At 60.1% G+C, this 13,956-nt stretch carries 14 protein-coding genes; 4 read left to right on the forward strand and 10 right to left on the reverse strand.

Annotation, left to right across the window (positions count from 1 at the left end; genetic code table 11):
- Nucleotides 1-109: 109 nt before the first annotated feature.
- The 10 genes from tadA to lptF form a co-directional block, all read right to left on the reverse strand.
- Nucleotides 110-607: a tRNA adenosine(34) deaminase TadA gene (gene tadA, locus L8I05_RS28025; protein ID WP_159954423.1), complete on the reverse strand. Its 498-nt coding sequence runs from the start codon at nt 605-607 to the stop codon at nt 110-112.
- Nucleotides 607-1,983 carry a multicopper oxidase family protein gene (locus tag L8I05_RS28030; protein ID WP_242176064.1) on the reverse strand — a complete coding sequence of 459 codons (1,377 nt, stop codon included), beginning with the start codon at nt 1,981-1,983 and terminating at the stop codon, nt 607-609. Before L8I05_RS28030 ends, tadA begins: the two co-directional genes overlap by 1 nt.
- Before the next feature lie 240 nt (nt 1,984-2,223).
- On the reverse strand, nt 2,224-2,967 hold the full coding sequence (pdxJ, locus tag L8I05_RS28035) for a pyridoxine 5'-phosphate synthase (RefSeq protein ID WP_242176070.1): 744 nt from the start codon (nt 2,965-2,967) through the stop codon (nt 2,224-2,226).
- Between the two features lie 51 nt (nt 2,968-3,018).
- Nucleotides 3,019-3,708: a DNA repair protein RecO gene (gene recO / locus L8I05_RS28040; protein ID WP_242176077.1), complete on the reverse strand. Its 690-nt coding sequence runs from the start codon at nt 3,706-3,708 to the stop codon at nt 3,019-3,021.
- Nucleotides 3,709-3,915: 207 nt separating this feature from the next.
- Nucleotides 3,916-4,818: a GTPase Era gene (gene era / locus L8I05_RS28045; protein ID WP_032886448.1), complete on the reverse strand. Its 903-nt coding sequence runs from the start codon at nt 4,816-4,818 to the stop codon at nt 3,916-3,918.
- Entirely contained in the window at nt 4,811-5,500 is a 690-nt protein-coding gene (gene rnc, locus L8I05_RS28050) for a ribonuclease III (RefSeq protein ID WP_003188856.1), read from the reverse strand. The genes era and rnc overlap by 8 nt, the downstream gene beginning before the upstream one ends.
- Nucleotides 5,501-5,652: 152 nt before the next feature.
- A complete protein-coding gene (gene lepB / locus L8I05_RS28055; RefSeq protein WP_159954419.1) occupies nt 5,653-6,507 on the reverse strand; it encodes a signal peptidase I in 855 nt (284 codons plus the stop codon).
- Nucleotides 6,508-6,512: 5 nt separating this feature from the next.
- A complete protein-coding gene (gene lepA, locus L8I05_RS28060) occupies nt 6,513-8,312 on the reverse strand; it encodes a translation elongation factor 4 (RefSeq protein ID WP_003210439.1) in 1,800 nt (599 codons plus the stop codon).
- A 151-nt stretch (nt 8,313-8,463) separates the two neighbouring features.
- Nucleotides 8,464-9,543 carry an LPS export ABC transporter permease LptG gene (lptG, locus tag L8I05_RS28065; RefSeq protein ID WP_242176085.1) on the reverse strand — a complete coding sequence of 360 codons (1,080 nt, stop codon included), beginning with the start codon at nt 9,541-9,543 and terminating at the stop codon, nt 8,464-8,466.
- Complete coding sequence (gene lptF / locus L8I05_RS28070; RefSeq protein WP_159954417.1) at nt 9,536-10,654, reverse strand: LPS export ABC transporter permease LptF; 1,119 nt, start codon at nt 10,652-10,654, stop codon at nt 9,536-9,538. The genes lptG and lptF overlap by 8 nt, the downstream gene beginning before the upstream one ends.
- Before the next feature lie 283 nt (nt 10,655-10,937).
- Here lptF and L8I05_RS28075 point away from each other — a divergent pair, with 283 nt between their 5' ends.
- The 4 genes from L8I05_RS28075 to L8I05_RS28090 all read left to right on the forward strand — a co-directional run.
- Nucleotides 10,938-12,428 carry a leucyl aminopeptidase gene (locus L8I05_RS28075; protein WP_159954416.1) on the forward strand — a complete coding sequence of 497 codons (1,491 nt, stop codon included), beginning with the start codon at nt 10,938-10,940 and terminating at the stop codon, nt 12,426-12,428.
- 51 nt (nt 12,429-12,479) lie between these two features.
- Nucleotides 12,480-12,908, forward strand: coding sequence for a DNA polymerase III subunit chi (locus L8I05_RS28080; RefSeq protein ID WP_177016393.1), 429 nt, complete (start codon nt 12,480-12,482; stop codon nt 12,906-12,908).
- 7 nt (nt 12,909-12,915) lie between these two features.
- Nucleotides 12,916-13,311 carry a DNA polymerase III subunit chi gene (locus tag L8I05_RS28085; RefSeq protein ID WP_242176095.1) on the forward strand — a complete coding sequence of 132 codons (396 nt, stop codon included), beginning with the start codon at nt 12,916-12,918 and terminating at the stop codon, nt 13,309-13,311.
- Between the two features lie 157 nt (nt 13,312-13,468).
- A partial coding sequence (locus L8I05_RS28090; RefSeq protein WP_242176105.1) for a hypothetical protein occupies nt 13,469-13,956 on the forward strand: 488 nt, incomplete at its 3' end.

Below are 13,956 nucleotides of genomic sequence, written 5' to 3' on the forward strand. Positions count from 1 at the left end.
ACATGTGGGAGCGGGCTTGCCCGCGATAGCTATCTGTCAGTCAATTCATCAGTGGCTGATACACCGCTATCGCAGGCAAGCCAGCTCCCACATTGGTTTTCAGTGTTATTTAGAGTGGGGGCTTGGCTCTTCTGGCCTTGAAGAACTCACTCAACACCGTCCCGCATTCCTCCGCCAACACCCCACCTTCAAACAACACCCGATGGTTGAGAAACCCCTGGGTAAAAAACTGCCCCTGGCTTTGCACAATCCCGGCCTTGGGTTCCAACGCGCCATATACCACCCGCGCAATGCGCGAGTGCACGATCAGGCCCGCGCACATGCTGCACGGTTCCAGCGTCACATACAGCGTGCTGCCGACCAGGCGGTAGTTGCTGATCGCCTGAGCGGCAGCGCGGATGGCGACCATTTCGGCATGGGCGCTGGGGTCGTTGCCGCTGATCGGGCAGTTAAAGCCGCGACCGATGATTTCACCGTCCTGCACCAGCACTGCGCCCACGGGTACTTCACCGAGTGCGGCGCCTTGGGCGGCGAGGGCCAGGGCTTCGCGCATGAAATCCTGGTCGCGGCTGCGGTCGATGATCGCGGCGGGGCGAATCTGGCGCATCACGCCACCTCGATGGCGGCCATCAGGCCGGTTTCCATGTGGTCGATCACGTGGCAATGGAACATCCACACCCCCGGGTTATCCGCCACCAACGCCACGCGGGCGCGCTCGTTTTTGCCCAGCAGGTAGGTGTCGGTGAAATACGGGATCACCTTGTGGCGGTTCGAGGCAATCACCTTGAAACTCATGCCGTGCAGGTGGATCGGGTGCTGGTACTGGGTCATGTTCTTCAATTCGAAAATGTAGCTCTTGCCCTTTTCCAGCTTGGCGATCGGGCGGTCGGCGCAGGTCTTGTCGGTGATGTCCCAGGCCTTGCCGTTGATTTGCCACAGGCTCGGCGGCTTGCCGTCATCCACCGACACCGTGCCGACCCACTCGAAATTGAAGTTGAGTTTCTCCGCATTGGCCAGGTCGGGTTCGGCAATCGGGTTGGCGGGCAGCGCCGGTGGCCATTCGTTGGGTGCATCAGTGTTGGCCACCGAACGGAAGGTACCGAGGCGCACCGGGCCGTTGCGGATGGACAGCTCTTCGCCGGCTGGCGGTGCCTTGATCGCCAGGCAAATGCGCATGCCCGGGCCCAGCCAGTATTCCTTGCCCAGCGGGCGCGGCTCGACGGGGTTGCCGTCCAGCGCGTAGATCTGCGCTTCGACGTCAGGGATGTTGATGCGATAGGTCAGGGTGTTGTCGAGGTTGAGCAGGCGCACGCGGGTGATCTGCCCGGCGGGCAAATCGATCACGGCCTGGGACACGCCGTTGATCGTCGACAGGCGCCCGGCCGTGCCGCCACGCGCCGCTTCACGGGGCACGCTGAAGGCGACAAACGCGCCCTCTTCGTCCACGTGCCAGCTTTTCAGGCTGAGGGTGCGCTCGTGTTTGAAACCGGTGGGTTCGCGCTCTTCGATGATCAACGGGCCGACCAGGCCACGGCCGAGTTCTTCGCTGCTGTTCACGTGCGGGTGATACCAGTAGCTGCCGGCGTCGGGCACGCGGAATTTGTAGTCGAAGTATTCACCGGGCAACACCGGCAATTGCGAGACGTAAGGCACGCCGTCCATTTCCAGCGGCAGGCGGATGCCATGCCAGTGAATGGTGGTGGCGACCGGCAGGTTGTTGATAAAGCGCACCCGCAGCCACTCGCCCTGGCGCACACGCAACTCAGTGCCCGGCGCGGACGGGCCGAATGCCCAGGCTTGGGTTTTGTGGCCTGGCACCAACTCTACGTCCAGCGGCGCTGCGATCAATTGGTAATCGTGCCCGGCTTCGGCGTCTGCGACTTTCCCCAGCCAGTAGCGATAGCCGCCACCGGCACCGACGCCCACTACGGCCAGGCCTGCAAGACCACCCAGGATTTGTCGACGGGAAAAGGATCGGGACACAACAACCTCACGTATCTGCCGCAGGCCAGAGGCCCGCAAAGGGCAGATACGATACACCTGACCCGGCTAAACAGTAAGGCTTCGCATTGCCGCACGGCGAAAACCCGGGTGAAGGCTCTGGAGATTTCCTGTGGGAGCTGGCTTGCCTGCGATAGCATCGCTTCGGTCTGTTTGATAGACCGAGTCGCCTGCATCGCAGGCAAGCCAGCTCCCACACAAGCCCGCTCCCACATTGCTCACTCAGTGTTTGGCAGCCGCCAGGATCAGCGCTTTCATATCGGCGACGGCACCTTTGAAACCGACGAACAACGCATGCGCCACCAGCGCGTGGCCGATGTTGAGTTCGTTGATGCCCTTGATCGCAGCCACGGCTTCGACGTTGTGGTAGTGCAAACCATGGCCGGCGTTGACGATCAGCCCTTCGTTCAGGCCGCACTTTACGCCGTCGATGATGCGCTGCAGTTCGTCAGCCACTTCGGTCGGCGTGGTGGCATCGGCGTAGCGGCCGGTGTGCAGTTCGATGGCCGGCGCGCCGATACGGCGTGAGGCTTCGATCTGGCGCTCGTCGGCGTCGATGAACAGCGAGACTTCGCTGCCGATCTTCGACAGGCGCTCAACCGCAGCCTTGATCCGCGCTTCCTGGCCGGCCACGTCGAGGCCGCCTTCGGTGGTGAGTTCCTGACGGGTTTCCGGCACCAAGCAGATATGCGCCGGGCGGATGCGCTCGGCGAACGCCATCATTTCTTCGGTCACGCCCATTTCGAAGTTCATGCGGGTTTGCAGCACGTCCTTGAGCAGCAACACGTCGCGCTCCTGGATGTGGCGGCGGTCTTCGCGCAGGTGCACGGTGATGCCGTCGGCGCCCGCTTCTTCGGCGTCCAGCGCGGCCTTGACCGGGTCGGGGTAACGGGTGCCCCGGGCCTGGCGCAGGGTAGCGACGTGGTCGATGTTGACGCCAAGAAGAATGCGATTGCTGGTGGTCACGGAAGCGCTCCTGAAAAGGGAAAGAAACGCTGCACAGCATACACGGGGTTGTCAGGGCTTTCGAAACAACTCGCGACTGACCAGCGGCCGCCCGCCCAAGTGCACGGCCAGTGCCTGACGCATCAAGCGCTTGGCGGCAGACAAGGCGCCGGGAGCGCTCCAGTCGGCTTCGCTCATGGCCAGCAGCTCAGTGCCCTGGAACAGGCCCGGTTGCAGCAGGTACACGCGCTCAAGGCCGGCGTCGACTTGCAGGCGGTACATGCCGTCTTCAGCAATGGGATCGCCGTGCAAATCGTTGCTCAGTTCGAAGCCGTAACCGAGGTCGTCGAGCAGGCGCCATTCGAAGGCGCGCAGCAGCGGCTCCAGGGGGCGGCCTTCGGCCAGGGCTATGAGTGTGGCGGCGTAGTGGTCGAACACCGCAGGGTGCGGGTCTTCGGCGGGCAGCAGGCGTATCAGCAGTTCATTGAGGTAGAGGCCGCTGAAGAGCGCTTCGCCGTTAAGCCAGGCGGAGGTGCCGACGCTTTCCAGGCGGCCGACGTTTTTCAGCTCGCCCTTGCCACGAAATTCCACGTCCAGGGCCACAAATGGCCGCGCCAACGTGCCTGCCTTGCCCCGCGCGCTGCGCAACACTGCGCGCAGGCGGCCTTGGGGCGTGATGAAGTCCACCAGGGCGCTGGTCTCGCGGTAGGCGCGGCTGTGCAGGACGTAGGCGAGTTGGCTGGTGGGTGGGGTTTGGGACATGAAAGTCTCTTCGCGGAACTTAAGAACAGCGATAAACCAATGTGGGAGCGGGTTTGTGTGGGAGCCGGGCTTGCCCGCGATGCAGGCACCTCGGTTCTTCAGTTGTACCGAGGTGATGCTATCGCAGGCAAGCCAGCTCCCACACAAGCCGGCTCCCACACAAGTCCGCTCCCACAAGCTTGCTCACACAGAATTACTGGCGGTGTTTTATAGGTCGCCATAGCCCAGGGAACGCAGCGCACGCTCATCATCGGACCAGCCACCCTTAACCTTCACCCACAGGTTAAGCATGATCTTGGAATCGAACAGCAATTCCATGTCCTTGCGCGCCTCGGTGCCGATGCGCTTGATGCGCTCGCCCTTGTCGCCAATGATGATTTTCTTCTGGCCGTCACGCTCGACGAGGATCAAGGCGTGGATATGCAGGGTTTTGCCCTGCTGCTTGAACTCTTCGATTTCGACGGTGATCTGGTACGGCAGCTCGGCGCCCATCTGACGCATGATTTTCTCGCGGACCAGTTCGGCGGCAAGAAAACGGCTGCTGCGGTCGGTGATCTGGTCTTCCGGGAAGAAGTGCTCGTTCTCCGGCAGGTAACCGGCGATCACGCGTTCCAGGGCTTCCAGGTTGTGACCGTGCTGGGCCGAGATCGGCATGATCTGGGCATTCGGCAGTTGTTCCTGCAGCCACGTCAGGTGCGGCATCAGTTCGGCTTTGTCTTCGATGCGGTCGGTCTTGTTCAGCGCGACGATCAACGGGCCGGTGACGTACTGCACGCGCTCCAGAACCATCTGGTCTTCGTCGGTCCACTTGGTGCGGTCAACCACGAAGATCACCACGTCGACGTCTTTCAACGCCGCCGAAGCGGTTTTGTTCATGTAGCGGTTCAGCGCTTTTTCGCCGCCTTTGTGCATGCCTGGCGTGTCGACGTACACCGCTTGCACGGCGCCTTCGGTCTTGATGCCCAGCATGTTGTGGCGGGTGGTCTGCGGCTTGCGCGAGGTGATCGCGAGCTTCTGGCCCAGGATGTGGTTCAGCAGCGTGGACTTGCCCACGTTCGGGCGGCCGACGATGGCAACATAGCCACAGCGTGTTGCGGTTGAATCAGTCATGGCCATTCTCCACGCCCAGGGCAATCAGTGCTGCAGCCGCCGCTACCTGTTCGGCAATACGACGGCTCACACCCTGACCTCGGCTTTTTTCATTCAATAAGGTGATTTCACATTCCACGAAGAAGACGCGGCAATGCGGCTCACCCTGGATATCCACCACTTCGTAGCGTGGCAGTTCGCAACCACGCGACTGCAGGTACTCCTGCAGGCGGGTCTTGGGATCTTTGTTGGTGTCGACCAGCGTGAGGCTTTCGATCTCCGACGCGAGCCAGGCAACGACGCGCTCCTTGGCCGTCTCCATGCCTGCATCCAGGTAGATCGCACCAATCAACGCTTCCAGGGCATCGGCCAGGATCGATTCGCGACGGAACCCACCGCTTTTCAATTCACCGGAACCCAGGCGCAGGTACTCGCCCAGGCCGAAACCACGGGCCAGCACGGCCAGGGTCTCGCCTTTCACCAGGCGTGCACGCAGGCGTGACAGCTGGCCTTCGCGCGCTTGCGGGAAGCGCTCGAACAGCGCCTCACCGGCGGCAAAGTTGAGAATGGCGTCACCGAGAAATTCCAGGCGTTCGTTATTACGCCCTGCAAAACTGCGGTGTGTGAGGGCAAGGACCATCAATTCCTGGTCCTTGAAGGTGTAGCCGAGCTGGCGCTCGAGACGACTGAGAGAAACGGTCACGGTTTATCCATATCTAGTTGGTGGCACCGGCGGCCATCGACGATTGACGCAGTGTTCAAATTCAAATCCTGGTTGGTGCCGCATGAGGCCGGACGGTGCATTGTCCAAGCCCCAGAAAAGCATTCGGCGCTGTGTTCACAGCGCCGCCTGTATTACTTGATCAGCCCGACCCGCGAGAAGTTCGGCAGGTGGCTGAGTTTGGGTTCCGGCCAACTCATCCAGACCGCAAAGGCCTTGCCGACAATGTTCTCGTCGGGAACCATGCCCAGCAGGTCCTTGGGAATATTGGGGTCATCCCAGTACCGGCTGTCGTTGGAGTTGTCGCGGTTGTCACCCATCATGAAGTAGTGCCCGGCAGGCACTTTCCATTCGCCATCGGGCATCGCGCGGTAGCGGCTCATTTCCTTGCGGATTTCGTGCTCTACCGCCCCGAGTTTTTCCCGGTACAGCTCGGCGCTGCCCAAGGTGTTCGGCTCAGCGCCGATCAACTGCTCGGCCACCGACTCACCGTTGATGAACAGGCGCTTGTCGCTGGTGTAGCGAATCACGTCACCCGGCAGGCCCACGACGCGCTTGATGTAGTTGACGTTCGGGTCGCTTGGGTAGCGGAACACCATCACATCGCCGCGTTGCGGGTCACCGACCGGGATGACTTTCTTGTCGATCACCGGCAGGCGTATCCCGTAGGAAAACTTGTTCACCAGAATGAAGTCGCCCACGTCCAGGGTAGGTTTCATCGACCCCGAAGGAATCTGAAACGGCTCAACCAGGAACGAACGCAGCACCAGTACGATGAACAACACCGGGAAGAACGACTTGCCGTATTCAACCAGCAAGGGCTCTTTGTTCAGCTTCTCGACCACCACCGCATCGGGCTGGCTGACGCTGCCCTGATAGGAGGCGATAGCCGCCCGCCGACGCGGGGCGAAGAACACCAGATCGAGCAACGCCAGGAGGCCGCAAACGGCGACGGCGATAACCAGCAACAGCGGGAAATTTAGTGACATAGGACCTAACTATCCAACCTGAGCACCGCAAGGAAGGCTTCCTGTGGAATTTCCACGTTGCCCACTTGCTTCATGCGTTTTTTACCGGCCTTTTGCTTCTCAAGCAGCTTGCGCTTACGGCTTACGTCACCGCCGTAGCATTTGGCCAGTACGTTCTTTCTGAGTGCCTTGACGGAGGTCCGTGCAATGATCTGCCCGCCAATGGCGGCCTGGATCGCGACGTCGAACATCTGGCGCGGAATCAGTTCTTTCATCTTTTCGGTCAACTGGCGACCTTTGTAGTGCGCGTTGTCCTTGTGCACGATCAGCGCCAGGGCATCGACCTTGTCGCCGTTGATCAGCACATCCAGTTTCACCAGATTAGCCGATTGATAACGATCGAAATGGTAATCCAGCGAAGCATAGCCGCGACTGGTGGATTTGAGACGGTCGAAGAAGTCCAGGACCACTTCGTTCATCGGCAAATCGTAGGTCACTTGCACTTGGGTACCGAGGAACAACATGTCGTGTTGTACGCCACGTTTTTCGATACACAGGGTAATGACGTTGCCCAGGTGTTCCTGCGGCACCAGGATATTGGCCCGCACGATCGGCTCGCGCATGTCTTCGATGGAGGACAGATCTGGAAGCTTGGACGGGTTGTCGACGTAAATCGTTTCACCGGTTTTCAGCGCCAGCTCAAAAATAACCGTTGGCGCGGTGGTGATCAGGTCCAGGTCGTATTCGCGCTCCAGGCGCTCCTGGATGATCTCCATGTGCAACATGCCCAGGAAGCCGCAGCGGAAGCCGAAGCCCAGGGCGTCGGAGCTTTCCGGGGTGTACTGCAACGACGAGTCGTTGAGGGTCAGCTTTTGCAGGGCTTCGCGGAAGTCTTCGAAGTCGTCGGAGCTGACCGGGAACAGGCCGGCGTAAACCTGCGGCTGGATGCGTTTGAAGCCCGGCAGCACGTCGACGTCAGGGGTGGAGCTCAAGGTCAGGGTGTCACCGACCGGCGCACCGTGAATGTCCTTGATACCGGCAATGATGAAGCCCACTTCACCGGCCTTCAGGTCAGTGGTGGCGGTGTGCTTGGGGTTGAATACGCCGACGCTGTCCACCAGGTGGATCTTGCCGGTGGATTTAACCAGGATCTTGTCGCCCTTCTTCACCCGGCCGTGGCGTACACGCACCAGGGAAACAACGCCCAGGTAGTTGTCGAACCAGGAGTCGATGATCAACGCTTGCAGCGGATCTTCGTAGTTGCCGGTTGGCGCAGGAATGGTCTTGACCAGGCGCTCGAGCACTTCGTCGACGCCCAGGCCGGTCTTGGCGCTGCACTCGACGGCGTCGGTGGCGTCAATGCCGATGATTTTTTCGATTTCTTCTTTGACGCGGTCCGGATCGGCCTGTGGCAGGTCGATCTTGTTCAGTACCGGCATGACCTCAAGGCCCTGCTCGATCGCGGTGTAGCAGTTGGCGACGGACTGGGCTTCTACGCCCTGGCCCGCATCGACCACCAGCAAGGCGCCCTCACAGGCGGCCAACGAGCGGCTGACTTCGTAGGTGAAGTCAACGTGGCCGGGGGTGTCAATGAAGTTCAGCTGGTACTTGATACCGTCTTTGGCGGTGTAGTACAGGGTAACGCTGTGGGCCTTGATGGTGATCCCGCGTTCCCGCTCGAGGTCCATGGAGTCCAGGACCTGGGCTTCCATTTCACGCTCGGCAAGGCCGCCGCACATCTGGATGAATCGATCGGCCAGCGTCGACTTGCCATGGTCAATGTGGGCGATGATGGAGAAATTGCGGATATGACTCAAATCACTCACGGATCAACACTCAAAAAGGCTGCAGGCAGATTGCCCGCTGAAAAATAGCCGGGAATTGTACCTGATGCTCAGGCCAAACGTCATCTTTGCTGACCAGAACAAAAATGCCCCGATCTCTCGACCGGGGCATTTTTTGTTCATAAGCGCGGTATCAACCGGCTCGGCGCAACAGCCAGAACCCGGCCAGGGCGCAGATGCCCGTCGGCACCAGCACCGCAAACAACGGCGAGAAACCGAATACCAGGCTCAAGGGACCGAGCAGGTTCTGGGCGATCTGGAAGGTAAAGCCCACGAGTACGCCGGTAAACACTCGCTGACCGAGCGTCACCGAGCGCAGCGGGCCGAAGACGAACGAGATCGCCATCAGCACCAGCGCAGCGGTCACCACCGGCTGCAGCACCTTGACCCAAAATGCCAGCCAGTAGCGGCCGTTGTTCAGCCCCTGATCCTTCAGGTAATGGATATAGCTCCACAAACCGGAGATCGGCAGGCTTTCGGGGATCATCACCACCGTATTGAGCAATTCCGGCTTGAGCGAGATACCCCACTCTTCGCTCGGCACATTGATCACTTCGGTGCTGGCCTTGTTACCTTGGCCGACATTGCGGAAATAAGTCGTGGTGATGTCAGTCAGTTGCCATTTTTCATTACTGTACTGCGCGCTTTTGGCGAAACTGGACGACAGCATATGACGCTCTTTGTCGAACCTGTAGCGCGTGACACCAATCAACAGTCCGTCGGGCTGGACAGCGTTGATGTGGATGAACTCATCCCCCTGGCGGTGCCACAGGCCGTGCTTGGCGCTTTGCGCATCGCCCGAACCCTGGGCCAGGGCGCGATTGGCCTGGGCCGTGGCTTCGGACGGCGGCGCCACGTATTCGCCGATCAGCACGCTGCACACCATCAGCAACAGCATGGGCTTCATGACCGCCCAGACGATACGGCCAATGGACACACCGGCGGCACGCATGATGGTCAGTTCGCTGTTGCTGGCCAGGCTGCCCAGGCCGATCAGGCAGCCGATCAGTGCGGCCATCGGCATCATTTCGTAAAGGCGTCGCGGGGCGGTGAGGAGCACGTAGCTCAGCACGTTCCATACGGTGTAGGTGGCGTTGACGCTTTTCATTTCATCAACCAAAGCGAACAGCGATGCCAGGCCGATAATGATGCCCAGCACGGCCAGGATCGCGATCAGTACACTGCTGCCAATGTAGCGGTCGAGCTTAACCACGAGCCATCTCCTTCATGCTGCGACGACTCTGCATCTTCAAGCGCAACGGTTCCCAATAAAGTAGAGCCAGGCCAATGGACAGGAATAGCGCGTGAATCCACCATAGGCCGAGCAAACGCGGCGTCTTGCCGTTCTCCAGCCAGCCACGGGCATACGTCAGTAATGTCAGGTAGGCCATATACAGCAGGATGGCCGGCAACAGCTTGAGGAAGCGGCCCTGACGCGGGTTGACCCTGGACAGCGGCACGGCCATCAAGGTCACGATGAATACCAGCAGCGGCAGGGAAATACGCCATTGCAGCTCGGCGATGGAGCGCAGCTCCTGGCTACCGAACAGCGACGCGGTCGGCAGCGCATCGCGGTCCGTCACCTCTTCACTGATATCCGGCCTTGCGAGCATTACGCCATAGGTGTCGTACTTGATCGCCCGATAATTCGCCAGGCCAGGGCTGCCGTCATAGCGATAACCGTTTTCCAGGATCAGGTAACGGCTGCCATCCGGGCGCACTTCCTGGTGCCCGCTGTCGGCCACCAGAATCGAAATGCCCCGATCTTTCTGGTTCTCGCCCTGATTTTTCTGGGAAATAAACACACCGCCGAGGTTGGCACGGTCATCGGTCATGGTTTCCGTGTAGGTCACCCGCGTACCGTCGTTGAGCGCCTGAAAGCGCCCAGGCTCCAGGGTGTCGAACTCAGTCATCGCATCCTGCTTGTTCAGCAGCAGTTGAAACTGCATGGCGCCCTGAGGCGCCAGGCTCATGCTCAGCCAGGCCACCACCAAGGCAACGCCGGCGGCCGGCACCATGGTCATGCCGAGCAGACGCTGCTGGCTCATGCCAGTGGCCGAAAGCACGGTCATTTCACTTTCAAGGTACAACCGGCCATAAGCCAGCAGAATGCCGAGAAACAGGCCAAGCGGCAGGATCAGCTGCAAAAAGCCCGGCAGCCGAAAGCCCATGATCAGGAACAATGAGCCCGGATCCAGGGCGCCGGAAGCGGCCTGAGCCAGGAATTTGACGAAACGACCACTCATGGTGATGACCAACAGCACCGCACTCACGGCACTCAGGGTCAACAGGACTTCGCGGGACAGATAACGGAAGACGATCAAACCAGACACTCCAGGGTTGTCAGGCTAAGGCGGCCAAACAAGCAAGCATACCGTTGTCGACCCGTTTGCACGGGCCGGCTAAAAAGATGGCGCATTATCCTGTGATTGACCGCGCCTGTCACTGCGCAACCTCACGCGCGCGCACAAAGCATGCGCCAAGGGTTGTCAGGCTCCGCTGGCGAGGTTCAAACTGCGGCCTTTGTCGCGGGTGGTTTACAGAGCTGCCACGTGTTAAAGCCTGGGTACAGACTCAGGCTCACAGACCTTTATAAGGGACCCGAAAATGGAATTGGTTGTAAAAAGCGTTAGCCCCGAAACGTTGAAAACCGCCACCCTCGTGGTCGCTGTCGGCGAAGGCCGCAAGCTCGGCGTCGCCGCCAAGCAACTGGATGAACTCAGCGGTGGCGCCATCAGCGCCGTGCTCAAGCGCGGCGACCTGGCCGGCAAAGTCGGTCAGAGCCTGCTGCTGCAAAGCCTGCCTAACCTCAAAGCCGACCGCGTATTGCTGGTGGGCGTGGGCAAGGACGCCGAACTGGGCGACCGTCCGTTCCGCAAGATCATCAGTGGCATCCTCAATACCCTCAAGGGCCTGGGCGGCAGCGATGCAGCACTGGCACTCGATGAAATCGTCGTAAAAGGCCGCGACAGCTACGGCAAGACCCGCCTGCTGGCCGAAAGCCTGGTAGACGGCGGCTACATTTTCGATCAGTTCAAGAGCCAGAAAGCCGAACCGCGCGCTCTGAAAAAAATCACCCTGCTGACCATCAAGGCGGCCCAGGCTGAAGTCGAGCGCGCCGTGACTCACGCCACCGCCATCGCCAACGGCATGTCCTTCACCCGCGACCTGGGCAACCTGCCGCCGAACATCTGCCACCCGACTTACCTGGGCGAGCAAGCCAAGGCATTGGGCAAAGAGTTCAAGGGCCTGAAAGTTGAAGTGCTGGACGAGAAGAAGATCAAGGAACTGGGCATGGGCTCGTTCTATGCCGTGGGCCAGGGCAGCGACCAGCCGCCACGCCTGATCGTGATGCAATACAACGGCGGCAAGAAGTCCGAGAAGCCGTACGCCCTGGTGGGCAAAGGCATCACCTTTGACACCGGCGGCATCAGCCTCAAGCCAGGCCTGGGCATGGATGAGATGAAGTACGACATGGGCGGCGCCGCCAGCGTGTTCGGCACCCTGCGTGCCGTGCTGGAACTCAAGCTGCCGATCAACCTGGTGTGCATCCTGGCGTGTGCCGAGAACATGCCAAGCGGCGGCGCGACCCGTCCGGGCGATATCGTCACCACCTTGAGCGGCCAGACCGTTGAAATCCTCAACACCGACGCCGAAGGCCGCCTGGTGCTGTGCGATGCGCTGACCTACGCCGAACGCTTCAAGCCACAAGCCGTGATCGACATCGCCACCCTGACCGGTGCCTGCGTGGTTGCCCTGGGCGCCCACACTTCGGGCCTGCTGGGCAATAACGATGAATTGATCGAGCAACTGCTCAGCGCCGGCAAGGCGGCCGACGACCGCGCCTGGCAACTGCCGCTGTTCGACGAATACCAGGAACAACTGGACAGCCCGTTCGCGGACATCGCCAACATCGGCGGCCCGAAAGCCGGCACCATCACCGCGGCCTGCTTCCTGTCGCGCTTTGCCAAGAACTTCAACTGGGCGCACCTGGACATCGCCGGCACGGCCTGGACCAGCGGCGGCAAGGACAAGGGCGCCACCGGCCGCCCAGTGCCACTGCTGACCCAGTACCTGCTGGATCGCGCCAAAGCCTGAAACTGAAGATTCCGGGGCGGCCCGCGTGCCGCCCCGGTCTCAGGAACCGCAATGACCCAAGTCGACTTCTATATATTGCCCAGCGCCGATCCCTCTGCGCGCCTGGACTTTGCCTGCAAACTCACCGAAAAAGCCTGGCGCATGGGCCACCGCATCTACCTGCATTGCAGCGATGCCGCCCAGCGTGATGACCTCGACGCCCGCCTGTGGCGCTTCAAGGGCGAGAGCTTCGTGCCTCACGGCCCTGCCGAGTCCGAGCCAGAGAGCCTGGTGGTACTGGGCCTGGGCGACAGTTGCGGCGATCACCACGACCTGCTGGTCAACCTCGACCTGAAAGTACCGGCCTTTGCCAAGGCGTTTGCCCGTGTGGCGGAAGTGGTGGTGGAAGACCCGGCTATTCGTCAGGCCGCGCGGGAGAGTTTCCGTTTCTACCGCGAACAGGGCTATTCTCTGCAAGATCACCGGCTACAACGACTTTGAGTACATGATGGACACGCCAAACCCTATAAAAAAAGACGACCACCTGCTGGACGACCTTGAATCGATCCGCCAGTTGCTCGGTGATGATGGCTTGCAACCGCCGCTGCTGACCGAAACGGTCGATGGCGAGGTGCAGATTCCGCTGTTGTTCGACATGGTCGGTGGCAAGCCTGCTGCACCGGTGCCTGTCGCCCCCGCCCCCGTTGCAGAGGCCGCGCCTGCTCCAGTTACCACCGAAAAAGCGCCCGACGCCCTGCTGCTGCACCTGGACAACGAACTGCGCGCTGCCGCACAGCTGATCATGCAAGACGTGATCGACGACTTTGCCCCGCATATTGAAACCGAGATCAAGCGCCGGCTGGATGCGCGGATGGAGCGGTTACTCAGTCAATACCAGTCCTGAACCCGAAAGCCAACTCAGTGGCGTGAACATGCTGACGACGACTCGCTTGCACTCACGCCGCTGATTACCGTCTGTCGTATCTGTTACTTTTCACAGTAGATGGATGCCCAATCCAGGTCCAACGTGAGCTGACATTTTCCACTTCGGAAATCATGTCATGGACGCTCCAACTCTCTATTCCCCTATTGTTACCCTACCGCCCAAACGCATGCCTATTTTCCTTGGCAAGGCGTCACCGGGCGCACGAATTAAAGTGTGCAAAACCAATGCTCGCAACGAAATTCTGGCGGAGGCGACAGCAGATGCCAATGGCAGTTGGCTAGTTAGAGCCAATAAAGAATTGCCTTTCGGCAATTACTCGATTAGTGCTTATTATGATAAAAGCACAGCATATGCTCCAAACTTGGAGTTTTATATTGAAGGCCCTGAATTGACCCAGGGCGATCAGATACCCTCACCCTCTATTGAACCACCTGCAATCAGCACTGTTATTCCTGTCGACAGTGCTTCCATTCGTCTAAGTACGCAAAGTGTACAGTCGGACAATAGCTGGCTTTACTTCCAAAGCCTCTTTTCCAGCGTCGGCTATGTTTCCCGCAACATTTTATTTAAGGACGAAGATGACACGGGTGACATGACCGCTGA

This window comes from Pseudomonas sp. MONT-RG-20F-20-E-7-02 (assembly GCF_022662395.1).
In the GTDB taxonomy this organism is placed as follows: Bacteria; Pseudomonadota; Gammaproteobacteria; order Pseudomonadales; family Pseudomonadaceae; genus Aquipseudomonas.

Excerpts from the sequence above, each read along its gene's own strand:
- L8I05_RS28080 (WP_177016393.1), top strand. The coding sequence starts at position 12,480 with ATGACCCAAGTCGACTTCTATATATTGCCCAGCGCCGATCCCTCTGCG.
- lepB (WP_159954419.1), bottom strand. The coding sequence starts at position 6,507 with ATGTCACTAAATTTCCCGCTGTTGCTGGTTATCGCCGTCGCCGTTTGC.
- recO (WP_242176077.1), bottom strand. The coding sequence starts at position 3,708 with ATGTCCCAAACCCCACCCACCAGCCAACTCGCCTACGTCCTGCACAGC.
- L8I05_RS28085 (WP_242176095.1), top strand. The coding sequence starts at position 12,916 with ATGGACACGCCAAACCCTATAAAAAAAGACGACCACCTGCTGGACGAC.
- L8I05_RS28075 (WP_159954416.1), top strand. The coding sequence starts at position 10,938 with ATGGAATTGGTTGTAAAAAGCGTTAGCCCCGAAACGTTGAAAACCGCC.
- tadA (WP_159954423.1), bottom strand. The coding sequence starts at position 607 with ATGCGCCAGATTCGCCCCGCCGCGATCATCGACCGCAGCCGCGACCAG.
- era (WP_032886448.1), bottom strand. The coding sequence starts at position 4,818 with ATGACTGATTCAACCGCAACACGCTGTGGCTATGTTGCCATCGTCGGC.